Raw genomic sequence first — 19,965 nt, forward strand, 5'->3', positions numbered from 1 at the left:
AAAATCACGGGATTTTCCAAACAAAATTGTCCAATCCGAGAAAAAGAACGGATTGGACAATTTTATAAGAGGATTTTGCAGAGGTCTCAAGAATTGGAAAAAGACACAACGCTGAATTATCAGCAGACATCCTTTTCTGGCATGACAATCAGCTATAACGCCACATCGGAGGAAGAAGTCGATGCCGTTATGCACGAAGCCGAACGGCTCGGGGCAACCGTTGTGAAGCCTGCACAGAAAGTGTTTTGGGGCGGTTACAGCGGCTATTTCAAGGATTTGGACGGCTATGTGTTCGAGGTAGCCTACAATCCTTTTTGGAAGATTGACAACGAGGGCAACCTCATCATGTGATTCGTCAGACGCAATGACCAAAGAGCAGACAAAAACTTTTATTAATAGGAATATAGAATTACAGAGCAAACGCTTGATTTTAAGACCGTGGCAGGAAAGCGATGCCGAAGCACTTTACAAGTATGCCTGCAATCCGAATATCGGTCCCATCGCAGGTTGGCCGCCGCACACGAGTGTAGAGAACAGCCGCGAAATCATTAAGAGCGTGTTATCTGCTCCGGAGACATACGCTGTTGTTCTGAAAGAGACAGGCGAAACAGTCGGCAGCGTAGGTATCATGACAGCAAGGAGTGAGATTCGCTCCGCAAGGATGACAGGCAGCGAATGTGAGATTGGCTATTGGATTGGCGAGCCATATTGGGGACAAGGCCTGATTCCCGAAGCCGTCAGCGAATTGATTCGATATGCCTTTGAGAATTTGCAGATGACTACCATTTGGTGCGGATATTTTGATGGCAATGAGAAATCAAAACGAGTGCAAGAGAAATGCGGATTCACTTACAGCCATACAGAATACAGCAAGCCCGTCCCATTGATGAATGACATTCGCACAGAGCATTTCACCAAACTCACACAGGAAGAATGGAGAAATAATCAAGCTACTGTAAAGAAAAGTTCAACAAAACCTACTTCACAACCTAATGAAGGTGGTGGTTCAAACGAATACGATGGACTTTAATCAAACTTGTGGGGCAATTGCCCACAAAAGGCATTTGCTCCATTTTCTTTCATAATCGAATAACAACTAAAAGAAAAAGATATGGCACGAGCGACAACAAAAGTTGATTTACTTGCATCTGCCAATGGGCAATTCGAGAAAATGTGGAAACTCATTGATAGTATGAGCGAGGAACAACAGGTGAGAACATTTGCTAAGGAAATGGTATCGGCTGGTAAAGAAGCACATTGGAGTCGGGATAAAAACCTGCGTGATGTTCTTGTTCATCTATATGAGTGGCATCAGTTGTTACTAAATTGGGTAAAAGCAAACAGCAACGATGAACGTAAGCCATTTTTACCTGAACCGTATAATTGGAAAACCTATCCGACAATGAATGTCGAGTTTTGGAAGAAGCACCAAAATACGCCATTGGAGGAAGCCAAAGCAAAGTTAAGAGAGAGCCACAAAGATGTAATGGTACTGATAGAGCAATTCTCCAACGATGAACTCTTTGCCAAAGGAGCACTCGCTTGGACAGGAACTTCCCCACTCGGATCTTACTGCGTTTCGGCAACTGCCAGCCATTACGACTGGGCGATGAAGAAAATAAAATTGCATATCAAAACATCTAAGGGATAATGCAAAAGAAATCATTATAAATTATTTGCTATAAGAAAAGCTTGTTTCATTAACTGGAACAAGCTCTTTTCTATATTCAAGTTATCTGCTCTCTTTGTTACATCACCCTCTCCATATCTCTTGCAATCTTTTGGTCAGTGATTTGGGCGTAGATTTGCGTGCTGGCAATAGACGAATGTCCCATCATCTTGGCAATGCTTTCTATCGGAATACCAGCCTCCAAAGTCAGCGTGCCGAAACTGTGGCGACCGACGTGGTAGCCCAACGGAGTACGAATGCCACACGCCAAACCCACGGCTTTGAGATGGGCAAGTAGTTTGCCCTTGCTCATCGTATCAGGGAATATCTTGTAATCTTCCTTGCTCTTCTCCTTGGTGTAAAGCGAAAGTATCTGCTCCGCTATCGGGTGTAGTGGGATTAGGCTCTCGACTTCTGTCTTTTGACGTGTCTTGCGGATATACCGCTTCCCCTCGCTATTCGTTTCGATTTGCGAAACTCGCAGGCTCTGCAAGTCGGCAAACGCCAAACCTGTAAAGACGGAGAAAAGAAACATCCTTCGGCTTAGTTCTGCCCCTTCGTCCTGCAACGGGAATGCCAAGAGCATTGCCACCTCCCCCTTGCTCAGGAAACGAGGTTTACGCTCTACGGCTTCATATTTCGCCCCCTCGAATGGATTGAAGCGTATCGTTCCCTGACTGACAGCTCGATACATCAATCGACTCAACCAACAGAGATGCTTGTTTATCGTTGCAGGAGCATAGCCCTCCTTCTTCAAATAAAAACGGTAATCATCAAAAAAGTCTGTCGCAAGAGCTGTTAGGGGAATATCCTCCTCTCCACGACTTCGCACAAAGGTGTTGAGCTGTCTGTCGGAACACCGATTATTGCTATACGTTCCCTCGCTCTTACTTTCTCGTTGGGCTTTGAGTTCCTCCGAACTAAGAGCAAGAAGTGTTGTCGGAGTTCTCCCGATACCTTGCAGGTGGTTCTTCAGAAGCTCGGCACTCACTGCTCCATATTTATAGAGCAAGGTATTGTACCCTTGCTCGATTTCCTCCCGAAAGGTTTGCAGGCGTTGGTTGGTCTTCTTGTCCGTTGTCTCTCCTCGATTCACACTCCAATCGTGAGGAAGGACACTTTCGCCTGTGGTTATCACTACGTTCGCTCCGTCAATGGTGATACGGCAAAGGATTGCCGTTGTGCCGTCCGCTTTAGTCTTGTTCTTATTGATATAGAATAGGGTTTTGAATGTACTGCGCATAGCTCTTATAGGGTTAAGGTTAGATTTTCAGTGAAAGAGAGAAACCGCTCGAACTCATCGAAGAGTTTCTTCGGGGTAACGTGGGCGTATCGCTCGGTCGTTTGGATATTGCTATGTCCCAACATTCGGCTGACCGTTTCAATGGGAACACCACGTTCCAAGGTAATCAAGGTAGCAAAAGTGTGGCGACCAACGTGTGCCGAAAGGGGAATGGAGATACCTGCCCGAAGTTGCAGGGCTTTGAGCTGAACAAGGTAAACTGAATAAGCAATGGGAGCAAAGAGCGTGGCACGTTCGTCAGATTGATACCGCTCTATCAAATGCACCGCTTCGGATAGGAGCTTCACACGGCAAAGGGTATTGGTCTTCTGTCTGCGGAACTTCAACCACAAAGCTCCCTCATCATCCGTAAAGAGGTGTTCCCGATTAAGGGCAACCATATCGCAATAGGCAACACCCGTAAAGCAGGAAAAGAGAAAGAGATTACGAGCTGTTTCCAACTCCACTTCATACGGCTCAAAAGTCCAGGCTTTCAACTTATCCAATGAAGTTCTGTCCAAAGCACGAGGTTGTTTATTCTCACCTCGTTCTATTTCTACGTGAGCGAATAGTTGTCGCTCTGTCAAGCCCTCACGATATGCCAAACGGCAGACTTTCTTCACCGCCAAAGCCATCTTACGATAATAACCTTGCGAATGTCCCAACTTTCCGACAGAGTAATGTTGCAAGCACTCCAAGAAATCTTCTTCAATCTGACCGAAAGAAATATCTGTCGTGTGGTACTTCTCACAGACAAAGGCTTGCAAGTGTTTACGAGTAGTGTAGTAACTGTTTAAAGTCGTCGCCTTTATTTCTACACCCACCTTTTGCTCCATCTCCTTGACCATTCGGTCGTATCGTTCCAAAAAGGTGATTTGAGTTTGCATACTTCCTTGGAACTGCTCTTTGATGTCTGTCGCTGTAAAGAAAATCCCTCGCTCATAAAGAACTCTATAAGCCGACTGCACCGAGAGAAGCAGACGTTCCAACTTGCCGTTCGTTACCACCGCTTCACGGCTCTTGCCGTTTAGTCTGCTCTCACGAGCATTCCATAACTTGGGGTCGCACGATAGCTTACAACTGAACTGCGCCATGGTTCGCCCGTACGTTATCCGCCCCATTATCGGAGCTTGCCCCGACTTGTCCAATCCGCTCTTTTTCAGGTAGAGCAAAACCTTGAATTTGTCTGTTTGCATACGCTTCTGTTTTTATGGGCAAAGTTACCCGTTATCGAAGCGTTTTCAGCTATGTAAAACCTTGTGTTACAAAGCATAAGCACCGTAATGACAGAAAGGATAGTTACCGAACACTCTTCTGTCGGTTACCTTCTCCTACCTCTTCGTTACCATTCAAGGAATAGACTAACGATTTAGTAACGGAACTTCTGCATAAATCCACATCTTCTGCACTTTATCCCTCAATGCAAACCACCGAGACATGGCGCAAATCACTCTCATTTCCATTTACTTACCTCTCTTCCTCTCTCTAATGCCCTTTCCTCTGATAGTTCCCTCTGAGCTAAAAATTTCTACCTCTGAGCTAAAAATTTCTACCTCAGAGCTAAATTTTTTTCCTCTGAGCTAAAAAAAAACGGCCTCCGGGCTGAGAGAATCTTTCTTTGATTTGAGAATGCGCCTCATTTGCGTTCCGGGCGTTTCCTTTTGATTTGAACGTGTTTTTCTCTTGGCCGGGAGGAGGTTTTGGGGAACGGGGAGCGTGTTCTTTCGTTTCGTTTGCCGGTCTTTCTGCCGCAGGCGGTCGGCGCGGCCGCGGGGGAGCAAACAGGGGGCGATTGTCAGGTGAAAAGTAAGTTTTGCCCGCATCAGACGGCTTCGGCGGCAAAAGGCGGCGTTTTTTCTTTGTTCGCCCACCCCTTTTCCGTACTTTTGTTCCTCAGAACTCAACTTTTCATATTGATATGCAAGACATTCGCAACATAGCCATCATTGCCCACGTCGATCACGGGAAAACGACCCTTGTCGACAAAATGCTGTTGGCCGGAAACCTCTTCCGCTCCAACCAACAAACCGGAGAGCTCATGCTCGACAACAACGACTTGGAGCGGGAAAGGGGCATCACCATTTTGTCGAAAAATGTTTCGATCGACTACAAAGGCACCAAAATCAACATCATCGACACGCCGGGACACAGCGATTTCGGCGGCGAGGTGGAGCGCGTGCTCAACATGGCCGACGGTTGCATCCTGTTGGTCGACGCCTTCGAGGGGCCGATGCCGCAAACGCGCTTTGTGTTGCAGAAAGCCTTGCAGATCGGACTCAAACCGATCGTCGTGGTCAATAAGGTTGATAAGCCCAACTGCCGGCCGGAGGAGGTCTACGAAATGGTGTTCGACCTCATGTTCGACCTCGGCGGCAACGAGGAGCAGCTCAACTTCCCCGTGGTCTACGGATCGGCCAAAAACAACTGGATGGGCGAAGATCCCACCCGACCGACCGAAAACATAGACTACCTGCTCGACCGCATCGTGGAACACATTCCCGCCCCCACGCGCTTGGAAGGCACGCCACAGATGCTCATCACCTCGCTCGACTACTCGAACTACACGGGGCGCATAGCCGTGGGGCGCGTGCACCGCGGAGTCATTCGCGAGGGCATGAACATCACCATCGCCCACCGCGACGGCACCACCGAAAAGACCAAAATCAAAGAACTGCAAACCTTCGTGGGCATGGGGCGGCAAAAGGCCGCCGCCGTGGAGAGCGGCGACATCTGCGCCGTGATCGGGCTGGAAAACTTCGAGATCGGCGACACCATCACCGACTTCGACAACCCCGAACCGCTTCCCACCATTGCCATTGACGAGCCCACCATGTCGATGCTCTTTGCCATCAACGACTCTCCCTTCTTCGGGAAAGAAGGCAAGTTTTGCACCTCGCGCCACATCAATGAACGCTTGGAGAAAGAGTTGCAGAAAGACCTCGCCCTGCGCGTCGAACAGGGCGACGACACCGACCGCTGGGTCGTGTCGGGACGCGGCGTGCTCCACCTCTCGGTGTTGGTCGAAACCATGCGCCGCGAGGGCTACGAAATACAAGTGGGGCAGCCGCAGGTGATCTTCAAGGAAATCGACGGCGTGCGCCACGAACCCGTGGAAGAGCTCATGATCAACGTGCCCGAGGAGTTTGCCTCGAAAATGATCGACATGGTCACGCGCCGCAAAGGCGAAATGACCTCCATGCAGAGCATGGGCGAGCGCGTGGACATTGAGTTTCTTATCCCCTCGCGCGGCATCATCGGCCTGCGCACCAACGTGCTCACCGCCTCGCAGGGCGAAGCCATTATGGCACACCGCTTCAAGGAATATCAACCTTTCAAAGGCGAGATCTCGCGCCGCAGCAACGGCTCGATGATTGCCCTCGAAGGCGGCACGGCCTTTGCCTATTCCATCGACCATCTGCAAGACCGCGGCAAGTTTTTCATCTCCCCCCAAGACGAAGTCTACGCCGGGCAGATCGTGGGCGAACACATCCACGAAAACGATCTCGTCATCAACGTCACCAAAGCCAAACAGCTCACCAACATGCGCGCATCGGGAGCCGACGACAAGGCGCGCATCATTCCACCCACCGTTTTCTCGCTCGAAGAGGCACTCGAATATATCCGCGAAGACGAATACGTGGAAGTCACCCCGAAATCCATGCGTCTGAGAAAAATTCTGCTCGACCACAACGTACGAAAACGCGCCGCCAAAATCTAACGCATCGACATCACGCAGCACAACGACCGAAAACAACGACCGAACATGGACATCAAAGCCTCTTGGATCGAAAAAGGATACGTCGACGAGCCCATACCGCCCGGCATCGACCTGAAAAGCGAAATACGACGCATCGCTCGCGAAAAAAACGCCATCATCCTTGCCCACTACTATCAGGAGGGCGTTTTGCAGGACATCGCCGACTTCGTGGGTGACTCTCTGGCCTTGGCGCAAAAGGCCGCCTCGACCGATGCCGACATCATCGTGATGTGCGGCGTGCACTTCATGGGCGAAACCAACAAAATCCTCTGTCCGGAGAAAAAAGTGCTCATCCCCGACCTCAACGCCACCTGCTCGCTGGCCGAGAGCTGTCCGGCCGACGACTTTGCCGCTTTCGTCAAAGCCCACCCCGACCACAAGGTCATCTCCTACGTAAACACCACCGCCGCCACCAAGGCCTACACCGACGTGGTCGTCACCTCGACCAACGCCAAGGAGATTGTGGAGTCTTTCCCCAAGGAGCAGCCGCTCATCTTCGGGCCCGACCGCAACTTGGGAGCCTACATCAACAGCATCACCGGTCGCAACATGCTGCTGTGGGACGGCGCGTGCCACGTGCACGAACGCTTCTCCGTTGAGAAACTCATCGAGCTGAAACGCCTCCACCCCCAAGCCAAAATCTTGGCACACCCCGAGTGTCAAGCCCCCATCATCAAGCTGGCCGATGTCGTTGGCTCAACGTCGGCATTGCTGAAATATGCCGTTTCGTCCGAACACGACACTTTCCTCGTGGTCACCGAGAGCGGCATCCTCCACGAAATGCAACGCCAAGCCCCCGACCGCACGTTCATACCCGTCCCTCCCGACGACAGCACCTGCGGCTGCAACGAGTGCAACTTCATGAGGCTCATCACCCTGAGCAAGGTCTACAACACCCTCCTCCACGAATGGCCGGCCGTCGAAGTCGATCCCGAACTTTGCGCCAAGGCCATACGCCCCATCGAGCGCATGCTCGACATCAGCCGCAAACTCGGATTGTAAACCTCCTGCCCGTCGGCGCAAATGTAGGCCGGAAGGCAAAACCAACAAAGCCCCCAAACGTGAGAAGCGTTTGGGGGCTTTGGCACAAGGTGTGGCGCGACGGCCGCAGGCAATATGGCCGGTTTATTCAAAGTAGAGGTTCAGAATGACCATGCCGGGAGTGGCGCGATCAATGCTCCGAGTGTAGACGAGCTGAGAGGGGTCGGTCAGATCGGGGCGGTGCCTTTGCAGCACGTCGGCGAGGCCGAAACAGAATTTGAGCTCGGGAATGAGCTTGAAGAAAGGCATGTAGAAATCGCAACCGAGGCCGATTTGTGCATAAGTCTGAAAGGGGCGCGTGCGGACGAGGGTGCCTTTGGAGGCAGTGAGATCGTACATGCCGGTAAGGCCGGTGACGACGTAGGGGCGGAAGTTGTTGAAACGAGGGGCGGCGATTTTGAGTTCGAGCGGAACGGCGATGTAGGCCGACTTCATGTCTTGCGTCGTTTCGCGGCCGTCGGCTTGATTGCGAAAGGTGATGTGTTTCGATCCGAAGTGCAGGCCGGGAGTGAGGCGCAGAGCGAAATTTCGGTGCAACCGCCATTCGCCGAGAATACCGGCCGAGAAGCCGAAGTTCTGACGGTCGTTTTCGCTCATCCACTGCGCACTGCCGTCGGGGACGATGAAGCCGTTGGGACGGAGGTGGAGGCTTTGGTCGTGCAGCCCGATGTGAAAACCATAGTGCCAGCGTCGCTCGTCGATGTAAGGCTTGTGTTGAATTTTGCGCTGCTGCGCGCCGAGGCTCGCCGCGATGAGAAGGAGCAAAAGAGAGAGGAGAAGGCGTTGAGGCATGAGAGAGAGTTTGGAGACTATCGCAGGGAGTAACCGATGTTGGCAATGCCGGGCACAACCTCTTTGCGCATGATGTGGCGCACGTCGATTTTGCCGCGTGCTCCGCGCGGCAGGCGGAGCGAAGGTAGAGGGTGGGTGTACTGCCGAAGGGCGAGGCCTTCGGTGGTAGGGTGTCCGGAGGAGGTCATCAGGCGAAGGGTGAGGGTGTCGGCGGTGTGGAGCACACTGTCGCGCCGGGAAACGGAGGGGTGTGGGAACTGCCACGACTGACTGACAATGAGGACGATCGTCTGAAAGGGATAGACCGGAGCGGCTGTGGTGCGCAGGTGCAGGGTGGGGTGATAGGTGCGGCCTTGGGCGAGGGAGTCGACGGTAAACCCGATGTGTTCGCCCGTGTCCCAACCTTCGACGTCGGCCGACCGATAGGCAAAATAGACCTCGTCGCGGAGGCAGGCCGTGGTGAGAAGCAGGGAACAAAGCAGAAGAAAGAGCGGTCGGCGAAGCATGGCAATACTTAGGATTGGGCTTGGAGGGATGGGGGAGATTGAGGCTTTCCGTTGTTGCCTCTGCCCGATTTGAAATCGTCGCCGTTGCGTGAGCGGCCGTTGTTTCGGTTGCGGTTTCGATTTTTTCGTTTCGTTTTGTCGAAGCGTGTGAGATCGTCTTGTTCGGCCAAATCTACGGTTCTTTTGAGCGTGGGGGCATTTTCGTTGTCGAGGAATTCGGGCTTTTGTCCGTTGCGGTTCATCTCGATGACGGCCACGGCTCTTTCGGCCGGTATGGTGACGAGGTTGGCTGCCATGCGCTTGTCGGTGGAGTAGGTGACGCGTGCGTTGAGAATGTCGGTTTTGAAATGATAGTAGGTGGCGTCGAGGGTTTCGAGCGGCGTGTTTCGGTCGGGCAGATGGCGATGGGCTTCGTTGTAGACGTCGAGCTCGTAGTTGAGGCAGCATTTTAGTTTGCCACACTGTCCGGCCAGTTTCTGCGGATTGGGCGATATGTCTTGCATGCGCGCGGAGCCGGTCGATACGGTTTGGAAGTTTTTCACCCACGTCGAGCAACAGAGTTCCCTTCCGCAAGGGCCGATTCCGCCAATTCGCCCGGCCTCCTGCCGTGCTCCGATCTGTCGCATTTCGATGCGCACGTGGAAGGTTTCGGCCAGTACTCTGATGAGTTTTCGGAAATCCACGCGTGCGTCGGCGATGTAGTAGAATATGGCTTTGTTGCAGTCGCCTTGATATTCCACGTCGCCGATTTTCATGTCGAGTTCGAGTTGTTTGGCAATCTGCCGGCTTTGGATCATGGTGTCGTTTTCGCGGCTTCGTGCCTCTTCCCATTTTTCGAGGTCTGCGGGTCGTGCTTTTCGGTAAACGCGTTTTATTTCGGTGCCGGTTTTGAGCTGTGCTTTCTTCATTTGCAGGGGCACGAGCGATCCTGTGAGGGTGACGGTGCCGATGTCGTGTCCGGGCGATGCTTCGACGGCCACGATGTCGCCTTTTACGAGGTCGAGATGATTGTCGTTGCGGAAGTAGCCTTTGCGCGTGTTCTTGAATTGCACTTCGACAAGGTCTGAGATGTCGTTGTTGCCCGGCACGTCGCTCATGTAGTCGAACGTGTTGAGCTGCTGCTTGGAACAGCCGCAGCCGCAGGCCGCGAAACCTCGCAGACAAGGGTCGGTGATGTAGTTTTCAGACATGGAGAGAGGTATGGTTGAAGCTCTGAGGGCGAGCTGTTGGAAAGAGGATTGAGGGAAATGGAGGCGCGCCGAAAAAAAGAGGGGCACGTATATTTATATAGTGATTTGTGCAAAAATACGCTTTTTCGGGGAGCTGACAAAATAGGTTGAAATTTTTCGGCGATGAGAAGCCGTGTTTTCCAAAAGGCTCGTGGCGACATCCGAAAGCGGTTTGCGGCGACATCTGCCGGATACGGCGGCGTTTCGGTGGAGGGCATCGGCATCGGTTTTATGGAGGTTGTCGTCACGGTGTGTTCGTCTAAATGCCTCCGCCCTCTTGGAAGGTGTGTTCGTGTTGCGATTGTCCCTGCAACACGCGGCTGTAAGGCGGCAGGTCGGTGGTTTGCCACACGTTGCCACCGATGACGCTGTCGTGCCCGATGGTGATGCGCCCGAGAATGGAGGCACCCGAGTAGACCACGACGTTGTCTTCGAGAATGGGATGTCGGGGGAGGTTGAGCATGGTGCCGTCGGGGGCGGTGCGAAAGGATTTTGCGCCGAGCGTGACGCCCTGATAGAGGCGCACTCCGCGCCCGATGATGCACGTTTCGCCGATGACGACGCCCGTGCCGTGGTCAATGGCGAAATACTCACCGATGCGCGCGGCCGGATGAATGTCGATGCCCGTTTGGGAGTGTGCCAATTCGGTGATGATGCGCGGCAGAATGGGCACGCCGAGGCGGTGGAGAGCGTGTGCCATGCGATAGTGGAGAATGGCACGGATGGCGGGATAGCACAGAATGACTTCTTCAAAACTCACGGCCGCCGGGTCGCCGTCGAACATGGCTTTCACGTCGCGCCCGAGCGTGCGGCGCAGGGAGGGTATGGTGTCCATGAAACGGGCGGTGAGGGTGCGGGCGCAGTCTTCGCGACCGTTCACGCAGAGGCTTACCTCGATTTGTTCGCAAAGGATGCGCGCCAGCTGTGAGAGGCACTCCACGGTGGGGCGTGCCGTGAAATAGCCCGAAAAGACGAGGTCGCGAAACAGACTCATCGCTTCTTCGAGACGGGCAGGGACGATGCCGGCCGTTTCGACCGATGGGATGTGCGGATCGGGCTGCGAGAGGTCGAGCGTGAGGCGGGCGATGTGGTCGGGCGTGAGGGTGTGTAGCATGGGGAAAGGGCGGTTGTGCCGGCCGATGTCGGCGATTTTGAGAATTATTTTGACGGAGGGAGCTTCGACTTTGTGGCGCGTTGCGTACCTTTGCACCGACATGAGCGATGCAGAGGGCAAAGGTACGCATTCCTACCCGAAAGCCCGCGCGTGTCGTTCACAATAAATCAGAAACAACATGTCAAAAATCGCATCTTCCATACTCGACCTTGTGGGCAACACGCCCCTCGTCGAGGTCAATCGCGTGGCGACCGCCTTGTCGCTGAAAGCGCGCCTTCTGCTCAAAGTCGAGTCTTTCAATCCGGCCGGATCGGTCAAAGACCGCGTTGCCGAGGCCATGATAGTCGCCGCCGAATCCGCCGGCACATTGCGCGCGGGCGGCACCATCGTCGAACCGACGAGCGGCAATACCGGCGTGGGGCTTGCCCTCGCGGCTGCCGTCAGGGGCTATCGCCTCGTTGTGGTCATGCCCGAAACGATGAGCATCGAGCGTCGGCGGCTGGTGGCGGCCTACGGGGCGGAGGTGGTGCTCACGCCCGGTGTCGAGGGCATGAAGGGTGCCATTGCCAAGGCCGAAGAACTGCGGCAGACCATTGAGGGGGCGGTGACGCTGGGGCAGTTTGACAACCCGGCCAACCCCTTGCGCCACCAAACCGCCACGGCCGAAGAAATCTGGCGTGACACCGCCGGAAGGGTCGATGTCTTCGTGGCCGGCGTGGGCACGGGCGGCACGATTTCGGGTGTGGGCAGGGGGTTGAAGTCCCACAATCCGGCCGTGCAGGTGGTGGCCGTCGAGCCTGAGTCCTCGCCCGTGTTGAGCGGCGGCGCGCCCTCGCCCCACAAAATTCAAGGAATTGGCGCGGGCTTCGTGCCGCGCAACTACTGCCCGGAGGTGGTCGATCGCATCGTGTCGGTGAGCAACGATGCGGCGTTCGAGCATGCCCGTCTGTTGGCGCGCACCGAGGGTGTGTTGGTCGGCATTTCGTCGGGTGCGGCCTTTGCCGCCGCTTTGTCGCTGGCCAAAGAGGCCGACTACGCCGGCAAAACCATCGTCGTTCTCCTGCCCGACACGGGCGAGCGTTATCTTTCGACCCCGCTGTTCGATTGAACGCCGCAGATACACCGCACGTTGGTCGATAAGAAAAACAGGCATAACTTGTCTTTATGTGACGAGAAATGCCTATTTTTGCGTATTATATGATAGGTTGAACGTATGAGTAAAGCAACGATGGGGACGAATTTGCCCCGAAAACTCGAACAAAAGATGCAGATCGTGGGCGAGCAGATCAAGTTGGCTCGTTTGCGGCGCAATCTGAGCGTGGCGCAAATCGCAGAGCGTGCCACCTGCTCGCCGCTCACCGTTTCGCGCATTGAGCGCGGTGTGCCCACGGTGTCCATCGGCATTTATCTCCGTGTGCTCTATGCCTTGCAGCTCGACGACGACATTCTTGCCCTCGCCCGACAGGACGAAATCGGACGGCGGCTGCAAGACCTTGCGCTCAAACCGCGCCTCCGCGCCTCCAAAAAAGAATGACCGATGAATACTCTCCGCGTTTATGCCGATTTCGAGCGATAGCCTTTCCGCCTTGGGCGCGACGAGAGGGGAGAAACGTAAATTCCGCAAACCGTGTTTTCTGCGAAGATGAAAAGCGCGGTTTGCGGAATTTGTGTTTTGGCGGTTCTGCCTTTGGCGTTATTGTTTTTCGGGCATTTTGTAGCCGGCCAGTCGGGCTATGGTGCGGGGGATTTCGGTGTTGTCGATGCGTCCGCGGAAGTGTTCGGCTCCTGCTCCGATGGCGAAGACGGGAACGTAGCCGTTGGTGTGCAGACCGGACGACCAGCCGATCTTGGCGTGGTGGTTGAGGATGCGTTTGGCGAGGTCGGCCAGTTCGATTTCGGTGGAGTAGAGGGAGGCCGATTTCTTGTCGGCTTTCTTCATCATCTTTTCGTAGGCCTCTTTGAGTTGTTGCTCTTGCTTGGGGGTGGGTTGGAGTGTTCGCCAGAAGCCGAAGTGTTCTTCGAGGTCGCGTTTGACGACGTCGTAGTCGAAGTCTTTGCCCATTTTGTCGCGCAGTTCGAGCAGGTGTCGGCTGTAATCGTAGCTGCTGAGCCGTTGATGGGCAAGGAGGTCTGTGCGCAGAATGTAGTTGCTGTTGCCCAAGGCGAGGCCTCCGGTTTCGTGGTCGGCGGTGACGACGATGAGGGTTTCATCGGGGTGTTGGCGATAGAAGTCGTAGGCGATGCCTATGGCTTTGTCGAAGTCGATGACTTCCTCGAATGCGGTTGCGGCGTCGTTGGCGTGGCATGCCCAGTCGATTTTTCCGCCTTCGATCATGCAGAAGAAGCGTTGGGCGTTTTTCTTCATCAGAAATTCTATGGCCGATTGTGTGATTTCGGTCAGCGTCATGGCTTGTTCGGTGCGGTCGATGGCGTAGGGCAGCGATGAGCGGTCGCGTTGCGAGGCTTGCTCGGTTTGCAGGAGAATGATGCGTTCGGCCTTGTCGCGTTTTTTGATGAAGTCTTCCCGTCCTCTGGCTATGGTGTAGCCTGCGTTGCGCGATTGTTGGTAGAGGTCGGGTGCTCCGGGGGTGGGGTCGTCGGGTTTGAGGAAGTCGCTTCCGCCGAAAAAGTCGAAGCCGGATCGGGTGAGGTCTTGTCCGATTTCGTAGTATTTTTTGCGGTGCTTTTGGTGTGCGTAGAAGGAGGCCGGTGTGGCGTGGTCCACGCTCACGCTGGTGGCGATGCCCACGGCGGCTCCGCTCTCGCGCGCCCACACGGCCACGGAGGTGATGGGAGTGAGGCTGTCGGTGAGCAGACCGATGGCGTTGTTGTAGGTTTTGTGTCCGCAGGCCAATGCGGTGCCGGCTGCGGCGGAGTCGGTGATGCCGTGGCTGTGGCTTTGGGTGGTGACGAGGCCTGTGTTGGGAAATCCTGCGAAGAGGAGGGGTTGTGTACCGATGTGTCCTTGTCGGGCGGCGAGGTAGGTTTCGGTGCCGTTCACTTGATTGACGCCCATGCCGTCGCCGATGAAGTAGAACACGTATTTTGGGGTTTGCTGGGCGAGGGCGGCGGCCGATGCGAGGACGAAGAGGAGGGAGAGAAATATGCGTTTCATGTTGTGAAGGGTTGAGGTGGTTTTTATTTGTCGATGAGTGGTTTGGGGATTGCGGCGCAGGCGGAGAATGCGTTGCGCCGGTGCGAAGGTACGCATTTTTTCGTAGTTTCGTTGTCGGGGGTTGCAAAAAAAAACGGTCGGGCACGGCGGTTATTTGAGTCGGGTTGAGCTAAACTTGTATTTGCTTCGTCACACATCGGGGAAGGAGGTAGATCACAAAACGGACAGATTAAATGTTGAGGTTCGTTTTGAAAAGGAAACGGTGTAGCTGACACAAAGCCAAATGTGTGAGTTGTTTAATAAATCCAAGTCAGCGATAAGCGAACACATCAACAAAATTTTTGATGAAAGGGAATTGGACGCAAATTCAGTTGTTCGGAATTTCCGTACAACTGCGGAAGACGGCAAAAGCTGCAATGTGAATTACTACAATCTTACTATGGTCATTTCCGTCGGATGTCGGGTTAAATTTCAACCGGGTACGCAGGGCGGATTTTTGTTGCAAGGGTAAAATCAGACAAGATGCTTGAAGCATTGTCTTTCGATTAGAAATGTGCAGAACCGGATTGAGGGGGAAAGGGATAGGAGGCGGATTTTTTTGGATTGGAGGTAGAAAATTCTGCACCGCGGTGCAGAATTTTCTACCTCTGAGTTTGTGGCGATGCGGCGGCAGAGGGGGATGTGAGGGTGTCGGGAGGGAAGCATGGAGATGGCGGCAGGAGTGGTGGGCGCAGGTGTGGGGGATACGAAAAAAAGCACCTCGCGCGGGCGGGGTGCTTGTCGATGTGTGGAGGGATGTGTGGTTGCGGCGTGTCGGCCGCGTGTTTTTTTCGGTGGTGAGGGGTTATTGTTCGAGTTCGAGCAGGTCGCTCACTTCGTCGAGTTCCATGAAACTTGTGCTTTGCTCCTTGCGGTGGCTTCCGAGGAATACGATGCGGTCTTCGTGTGTGATGATGCGCTTTTCGAGGAGGTATCGGAGGGCTACTTGGAGAAATTCGTGTCCGGTGCTTTCTTCGGGCATGTGCATGGCGTATACGCCGTAGCTGAGGGCGAGGTGGCGCACGGTTTCGTCGCGATTGCAAAGGGCGAGCACGGTGTTTTTGCTTCGGTATGAGGATACGAATCGTGCGGAGCGTCCGGTGAGGCTGTCGAGGATGATGGCGCGCAGGTTCATCAGTTGTGTGGCTTGCACGGCTTCTTTGGCGAAGAACTCGGTGATGGAGGGTTGCTCGGGCAGCGGAATGTCGATTTTTCCGCCGTTGGCGATGAGGTCTTTTTCGGCCTGCCACGCGATATTGGCCATGACTTCGACGGCCTTGACGGGATATTCTCCGTAGGCGGTTTCTCCGCTGAGCATGAGGGCGTCGGTGTGTGAGTAGACGGCGTTGGCGATGTCGGTGACTTCGGTGCGCGTGGGGCGCGGGTTGGTGATCATGCTTTGGAGCATCTGCGTGGCGACGATGACGGGCTTGTGTGCGCGGATGCACTTGTCGATGAGGCGTCGCTGTATGCCGGGTATGAATTGTTCGGGTACTTCGATGCCGAGGTCGCCTCGGGCTACCATGATGCCGTCGGCCATTTCGATGATTTCGTCGATGTTGTCTACGCCTTCTTGGTTTTCGATTTTGGCGATGATGCGGATGTTGCTGCCTCGCTCGCTGAGGATTTCGCGCACGTCGCGCACGTCTTCTTTGGAGCGCACGAAACTGTGTGCGATGAAATCGAGGTTGTTTTCGACGGCGAAGATGATGTTGTCGCGGTCTTTGGGGGTGAGTGAGGGGAGGTTGATGCGCACGCCGGGCACATTGACACTTTTGCGCGAATTGAGGACGGCATCGTTTTCGACGGTGCAGACGAGGTGTTCTTCCTCTTTGCCGTAGACGATCAGACCGAGTGCGCCGTCGTCGATGAGAATGTGGGAGCCGACGCGCAGGTCGTGGACGAAGTGGGGATAGGTCACGGCGATGCACTCTTGGGTGGTGATGCGGTCGGGGTCGCCCACGACGTGCACGGTGGTGCCTTTGACGAAATTGATGGGCTCTTGGCAGACGGTGGTGCGCACTTCGGGACCTTTGGTGTCGACGAGGATGCCGATGTCTTCACTGACGGCGCGCACGTTGTCGATCACGCGCTTCATGCCTTCGTGGTCTTGGTGGGCGGTGTTGAGGCGCACCACATTCATGCCGGCGTCGTAGAGTTTTTGGAGAAGCTCCACGTCGCAACGTTTGTCGGAGATCGTTGCGACTATTTTGGTCTTTTTGTACATGGCGGAAAAAGCGGAAATAAAAGGTGGGTGAATTTGGAGGCAAAGGTATGAATTATTGGCGGTTTGGCCTAATGTGACGTCGGAAAATGTGTCAGGCTTCGTCGGCTTGTTTCAGGCGGCGCGCAATTTCGTCGGCAGCGTGTCGGGGTGCGCCGGTTTGTCCGAGGCGGTGTCGGAGCAAGGCGTAGCCGCGCAGTTGGTCGTCGCGTTCGGGCGAGTCGTCGGTCAGCAGTGGTGCGAGTCGTCGGGCGATGTGTGTGGGGTGCATGTCGGCGGCGATGAGTTCGGGCACCACTTCGCGGTCGGCGATGAGATTGACCAAGGAGATGAAGCGGCATTTGAGGAAGTAGGGGCGCAGGAGATTGACGAGGCGTCCGCCGCGCAGGTGGTAGCACACGATTTGGGGCACGCCGAAGAGGGCGGTTTCGAGGGTGGCGGTGCCGCTTGTGACGAGGGCGGCGTGTGCGTGTGCGAGGAGGGGGAAGGTGGCGTCGCGCAGGAGCACGGCGGGCGTTTGGTGCAGGTGTGGGGCGTAGGTTTCGGGGGCGGTGCCGGGTGCGGCGGCCACGGCGATTTGGCAGCGTCCGTCGGGGTCGGCAAGGCGCACGGCGCGCAGCATCGGGGGGAGGTTGGCGGCGATTTCCGACCGTCGCGAACCGGCCAGCAGGGCTACGATCGGGCGTGAGGGGTCGAGCCGGTGGGCATGGCAGAAGTCTGTGCGCGAGGGGGGCGGTGTGGCAAGAAAGGCCTCGACTTCGTCGAAAGAGGGGTTGCCCACGTAGGATACGGGGTAGTGGTGGCGGTGTTCAAAATATTCGGTTTCAAAGGGCAGAATGGAGAGCACGCGATCGACGTTGTCGCGAATGGCGTCGATGCGCCCTTCCTTCCATGCCCATATTTTTGGGGCGATGTAGTAGAACACGGGGCAGATGTTGTGGCGTTTGACCCAACGGGCGATGCGGAGATTGAAACCGGGGTAGTCTACCAAAATCACGCACGTCGGCCGCCACTCCTCAATGGCGCGCCGGCATTCGGCCATGCCTCGGAGAATGTCGGGCAGATGGAGAGCCACCTGCACGAAGCCCATGAAAGCCAGCGAGCGGTAGTGGCGCAGGAGTGTCATGCCCTCGGCGGCCATGAGGTCGCCCCCGAAACCTCGAAATTCGGCTTCGGGATCGTTTTGGCGCAGGGCGCGGATAAGTAGGGAGGCGTGGAGGTCGCCGGAGGCTTCGCCGGCTATGATGAAATAGCGCATGGGATTGGAGGATGAAAGACGGAGGTTCGGTGGCGCAAGAGGGTCATGCTTCTTCGGTCGTCGGAGTGTCGGTATCGAGAGCAGGAGGTGTCCATGTGTCGAGCAGTCCGTAGTGGGTGACGTCGAGTGTTTGCGGCGTGATGGCGATGTATCCGTCGGCCAGTGCACGGCGGTCGGTGTCGGGAGCGTCGGGTTCGAGTTCCACGGGGGTTCCCGTGAGCCAGTAATAGGGAGTGCGCGTGACGGGTCGGTGTTGTTCTACCAACTCTTCCGTCCAGCGCGAGCGCGCCATGCGACACATGCGTATGCCCTTAAAGGCTTTGGCCAAGGGGAAGTTCACGTTGAGCGTGGTGAAGGGCGGCAGTCCTTCGGCCAACACTTTGCGTACGATCTGTTGAATGGGGGCGATGCAAGGGGTGAAGTCGGCTCGCGAGTGGTGGTCGCAGAGCGAAAAACCGATGCCCGGCACACCTTGGTGTGCTCCTTCGAAGGCCGCACCCATCGTGCCGGAATAGAAGGTGTTTACGCTCGAATTGTCGCCGTGATTGATGCCCGATACCACCAAGTCGGGGCGACGTCCGAGGCGCGGTGCGAGAATGTTGAAGGCCAGTTTCACGCAATCCACCGGACTGCCCGAACAGGCATATAATTCCAGACTGCCGCGTCCGTCGTCGGCCGTTTCGGAGCAAACAAGGTGGTTGTAGATGGGAGAAACAGAGGTGATGGCGCATCCGAAGCCCGATCGTCCGCCGTCGGGAGCCACCACGAGCAGGTCGGCCACGGGGCGCAGTGCCTCAATCAGTGCGCGGATGCCCCCGGCTTGATAGCCGTCGTCGTTGGAAATGAGAATGAGAGGTTTCGACATGTTTGTGAAATATGTGATATTATAATCGTAAAAGAGAAAAAGACGTCGTCGCTCCGATGTTAGGGAACGATCAACGCCTCTTCAAAATGAGTAGCAAAACGATGGGCGCGCCCACCAGCGGCGTGATGGCGTTGAGGGGAAGTATGCCGCGCTCACCCGGCAGCAGGCTTACCAAAAGACAGAAGAGCGTGGTGGCTCCTCCCAAGGCAAGGCTCGCCGGAAGGAGCAGGCGGTGGGTGGCGGTTCGGATGAGCAGGCGTGCCATGTGTGGAGCGGCCAAACCGATGAAGGCGATCGGGCCGCAAAGGGCGGTGACGGCGGCCGACAGCCAGCCCACAATCAGCAGGAGCGTGAGGCGCGTGCGTCTCACGTCGATGCCCATCGAGCGAGCATGGTCGTCGCCCAACAGCAGAGTGTCAAGGGGTTTGGCAAACAGCAGTGCGGCCGGCAGTGGCGGAAGGATTGCGGCGGCATAGAGACCGATCCGTTCCGCACCTACCGACGAGAAGTCGCCCATGCCCCACAGCGCGTAGGAACGCACCCCTTCGGCCGTGGCAAAGAAGTTGAGCAGCGATATGGCCGACGAGGTGATGAAAGAGAGCATCACGCCCACGATGAGCAACCGTATGCTTCCCCCCACCCGATGAGCAGCCGCCACAAGCAACACCAATGCCGCGCCCGCTCCGACAAAGGAGGCACTCATCGTCAGAGCAAAGCCCGAAAGGGTGGCCGCTCCGATGCCCACTGCTCCGCCAAAGAGCAGAATCGCGACGGCCGCCCCCAATCCTGCGCCGGCGGTGACGCCCAACAGCGAGGGATCGGCCAGCGGATTGCGAAAGAGGGTTTGCATGATCAGTCCGCCGCCACCGAGTGCCGCTCCCGACAGCAGGGCGGTGAGCATCTGCGGCAGGCGGTGGCGACACACGATGAAATACACTGCCTCGTCGGTCTGCCGCCCGAGTAGTGCGTGCCACACTTCGCTCCAAGACAGCGAAACGCTTCCCACCGTCAAGTCGGCGAAGGCAAGCAACAGTACGAGAAGCATCAGCAGGAGGAGGCGGAGCATGAGGCAGA

17 protein-coding genes and 1 pseudogene are annotated in these 19,965 nt (G+C 55.5%); 7 read left to right on the forward strand and 11 right to left on the reverse strand.

The genetic code is table 11. From position 1 onward, the window contains the following. Nucleotides 1-141: 141 nt before the first annotated feature. The 3 genes from EII14_RS05280 to EII14_RS05290 all read left to right on the forward strand — a co-directional run bounded on the left by EII14_RS05280 (nt 142) and on the right by EII14_RS05290 (nt 1,651). The gene (locus EII14_RS05280; RefSeq protein WP_233569380.1) at nt 142-351 is read left to right on the forward strand and encodes a VOC family protein; all 210 of its coding nucleotides are present in this window, start codon (nt 142-144) and stop codon (nt 349-351) included. 52 nt (nt 352-403) lie between these two features. Then, a complete protein-coding gene (locus EII14_RS05285; RefSeq protein ID WP_233569386.1) occupies nt 404-1,030 on the forward strand; it encodes a GNAT family N-acetyltransferase in 627 nt (208 codons plus the stop codon). Nucleotides 1,031-1,111: 81 nt separating this feature from the next. Continuing rightward, nucleotides 1,112-1,651, forward strand: coding sequence for a ClbS/DfsB family four-helix bundle protein (locus EII14_RS05290; RefSeq protein ID WP_124931518.1), 540 nt, complete (start codon nt 1,112-1,114; stop codon nt 1,649-1,651). A 97-nt stretch (nt 1,652-1,748) separates the two neighbouring features. Here the strand turns inward: EII14_RS05290 and EII14_RS05295 are convergent, their stop codons facing one another. After that, a complete protein-coding gene (locus EII14_RS05295; protein WP_124931519.1) occupies nt 1,749-2,912 on the reverse strand; it encodes a site-specific integrase in 1,164 nt (387 codons plus the stop codon). A gap of 5 nt (nt 2,913-2,917) precedes the next feature. Beyond that, nucleotides 2,918-4,147 (reverse strand): site-specific integrase, encoded by a 1,230-nt coding sequence (locus EII14_RS05300; protein ID WP_124931520.1) that lies wholly within the window; start codon nt 4,145-4,147, stop codon nt 2,918-2,920. A gap of 722 nt (nt 4,148-4,869) precedes the next feature. Here EII14_RS05300 and typA point away from each other — a divergent pair. Next, the gene (gene typA / locus EII14_RS05305; RefSeq protein ID WP_124931521.1) at nt 4,870-6,669 is read left to right on the forward strand and encodes a translational GTPase TypA; all 1,800 of its coding nucleotides are present in this window, start codon (nt 4,870-4,872) and stop codon (nt 6,667-6,669) included. Nucleotides 6,670-6,714: 45 nt separating this feature from the next. Continuing rightward, complete coding sequence (gene nadA / locus EII14_RS05310; protein WP_124931522.1) at nt 6,715-7,710, forward strand: quinolinate synthase NadA; 996 nt, start codon at nt 6,715-6,717, stop codon at nt 7,708-7,710. Between the two features lie 123 nt (nt 7,711-7,833). Here the strand turns inward: nadA and EII14_RS05315 are convergent, their stop codons facing one another. From EII14_RS05315 to EII14_RS05330, 4 genes and pseudogenes are all read right to left on the reverse strand, one after another. Then, nucleotides 7,834-8,541 carry a porin family protein gene (locus tag EII14_RS05315; protein ID WP_124931523.1) on the reverse strand — a complete coding sequence of 236 codons (708 nt, stop codon included), beginning with the start codon at nt 8,539-8,541 and terminating at the stop codon, nt 7,834-7,836. 17 nt (nt 8,542-8,558) lie between these two features. Then, nucleotides 8,559-9,047, reverse strand: coding sequence for a gliding motility lipoprotein GldH (locus EII14_RS05320; protein WP_124931524.1), 489 nt, complete (start codon nt 9,045-9,047; stop codon nt 8,559-8,561). Between the two features lie 14 nt (nt 9,048-9,061). Then, nucleotides 9,062-10,237: pseudogene (locus EII14_RS05325) on the reverse strand (stage 0 sporulation family protein); the annotation flags it as partial. Between the two features lie 298 nt (nt 10,238-10,535). After that, nucleotides 10,536-11,486 carry a serine O-acetyltransferase gene (locus EII14_RS05330; RefSeq protein WP_233569381.1) on the reverse strand — a complete coding sequence of 317 codons (951 nt, stop codon included), beginning with the start codon at nt 11,484-11,486 and terminating at the stop codon, nt 10,536-10,538. Nucleotides 11,487-11,568: 82 nt separating this feature from the next. On the opposite strand from EII14_RS05330, the gene cysK reads away from it, so the two are divergent. Then, nucleotides 11,569-12,498 carry a cysteine synthase A gene (gene cysK, locus EII14_RS05335; protein WP_124931525.1) on the forward strand — a complete coding sequence of 310 codons (930 nt, stop codon included), beginning with the start codon at nt 11,569-11,571 and terminating at the stop codon, nt 12,496-12,498. Nucleotides 12,499-12,603: 105 nt separating this feature from the next. Next, nucleotides 12,604-12,924 carry a helix-turn-helix domain-containing protein gene (locus EII14_RS05340; protein ID WP_124931526.1) on the forward strand — a complete coding sequence of 107 codons (321 nt, stop codon included), beginning with the start codon at nt 12,604-12,606 and terminating at the stop codon, nt 12,922-12,924. A 159-nt stretch (nt 12,925-13,083) separates the two neighbouring features. On the opposite strand, the gene EII14_RS05345 is transcribed toward EII14_RS05340, so the two are convergent. The 5 genes from EII14_RS05345 to EII14_RS05370 all read right to left on the reverse strand — a co-directional run bounded on the left by EII14_RS05345 (nt 13,084) and on the right by EII14_RS05370 (nt 19,957). Continuing rightward, nucleotides 13,084-14,601, reverse strand: coding sequence for an alkaline phosphatase (locus tag EII14_RS05345; RefSeq protein ID WP_370241984.1), 1,518 nt, complete (start codon nt 14,599-14,601; stop codon nt 13,084-13,086). Nucleotides 14,602-15,349: 748 nt separating this feature from the next. Then, the gene (gene pyk / locus EII14_RS05355) at nt 15,350-16,771 is read right to left on the reverse strand and encodes a pyruvate kinase (protein WP_124931528.1); all 1,422 of its coding nucleotides are present in this window, start codon (nt 16,769-16,771) and stop codon (nt 15,350-15,352) included. Nucleotides 16,772-16,862: 91 nt separating this feature from the next. Further along, entirely contained in the window at nt 16,863-18,026 is a 1,164-nt protein-coding gene (gene lpxB, locus EII14_RS05360; RefSeq protein ID WP_124931529.1) for a lipid-A-disaccharide synthase, read from the reverse strand. 43 nt (nt 18,027-18,069) lie between these two features. Then, complete coding sequence (gene surE, locus EII14_RS05365) at nt 18,070-18,891, reverse strand: 5'/3'-nucleotidase SurE (protein ID WP_124931530.1); 822 nt, start codon at nt 18,889-18,891, stop codon at nt 18,070-18,072. 70 nt (nt 18,892-18,961) lie between these two features. After that, nucleotides 18,962-19,957: an iron ABC transporter permease gene (locus EII14_RS05370; RefSeq protein WP_124931531.1), complete on the reverse strand. Its 996-nt coding sequence runs from the start codon at nt 19,955-19,957 to the stop codon at nt 18,962-18,964. Nucleotides 19,958-19,965 lie beyond the last annotated feature (8 nt).

The sequence above is a fragment of the Alloprevotella sp. OH1205_COT-284 genome (assembly GCF_003859795.1).
In the GTDB taxonomy this organism is placed as follows: Bacteria; Bacteroidota; Bacteroidia; order Bacteroidales; family Bacteroidaceae; genus Alloprevotella.

What these genes read in the sequence shown, in the direction of transcription:
- pyk (WP_124931528.1), bottom strand. Translation starts at nt 16,771, where the DNA reads ATGTACAAAAAGACCAAAATAGTCGCAACGATCTCCGACAAACGTTGC.
- EII14_RS05370 (WP_124931531.1), bottom strand. Translation starts at nt 19,957, where the DNA reads ATGCTCCGCCTCCTCCTGCTGATGCTTCTCGTACTGTTGCTTGCCTTC.
- EII14_RS05320 (WP_124931524.1), bottom strand. Translation starts at nt 9,047, where the DNA reads ATGCTTCGCCGACCGCTCTTTCTTCTGCTTTGTTCCCTGCTTCTCACC.
- EII14_RS05295 (WP_124931519.1), bottom strand. Translation starts at nt 2,912, where the DNA reads ATGCGCAGTACATTCAAAACCCTATTCTATATCAATAAGAACAAGACT.
- EII14_RS05300 (WP_124931520.1), bottom strand. Translation starts at nt 4,147, where the DNA reads ATGCAAACAGACAAATTCAAGGTTTTGCTCTACCTGAAAAAGAGCGGA.
- EII14_RS05315 (WP_124931523.1), bottom strand. Translation starts at nt 8,541, where the DNA reads ATGCCTCAACGCCTTCTCCTCTCTCTTTTGCTCCTTCTCATCGCGGCG.
- surE (WP_124931530.1), bottom strand. Translation starts at nt 18,891, where the DNA reads ATGTCGAAACCTCTCATTCTCATTTCCAACGACGACGGCTATCAAGCC.
- typA (WP_124931521.1), top strand. Translation starts at nt 4,870, where the DNA reads ATGCAAGACATTCGCAACATAGCCATCATTGCCCACGTCGATCACGGG.
- EII14_RS05345 (WP_370241984.1), bottom strand. Translation starts at nt 14,601, where the DNA reads ATGCGTACCTTCGCACCGGCGCAACGCATTCTCCGCCTGCGCCGCAAT.
- cysK (WP_124931525.1), top strand. Translation starts at nt 11,569, where the DNA reads ATGTCAAAAATCGCATCTTCCATACTCGACCTTGTGGGCAACACGCCC.
- nadA (WP_124931522.1), top strand. Translation starts at nt 6,715, where the DNA reads ATGGACATCAAAGCCTCTTGGATCGAAAAAGGATACGTCGACGAGCCC.
- EII14_RS05280 (WP_233569380.1), top strand. Translation starts at nt 142, where the DNA reads ATGACAATCAGCTATAACGCCACATCGGAGGAAGAAGTCGATGCCGTT.
- EII14_RS05340 (WP_124931526.1), top strand. Translation starts at nt 12,604, where the DNA reads ATGAGTAAAGCAACGATGGGGACGAATTTGCCCCGAAAACTCGAACAA.
- lpxB (WP_124931529.1), bottom strand. Translation starts at nt 18,026, where the DNA reads ATGCGCTATTTCATCATAGCCGGCGAAGCCTCCGGCGACCTCCACGCC.
- EII14_RS05290 (WP_124931518.1), top strand. Translation starts at nt 1,112, where the DNA reads ATGGCACGAGCGACAACAAAAGTTGATTTACTTGCATCTGCCAATGGG.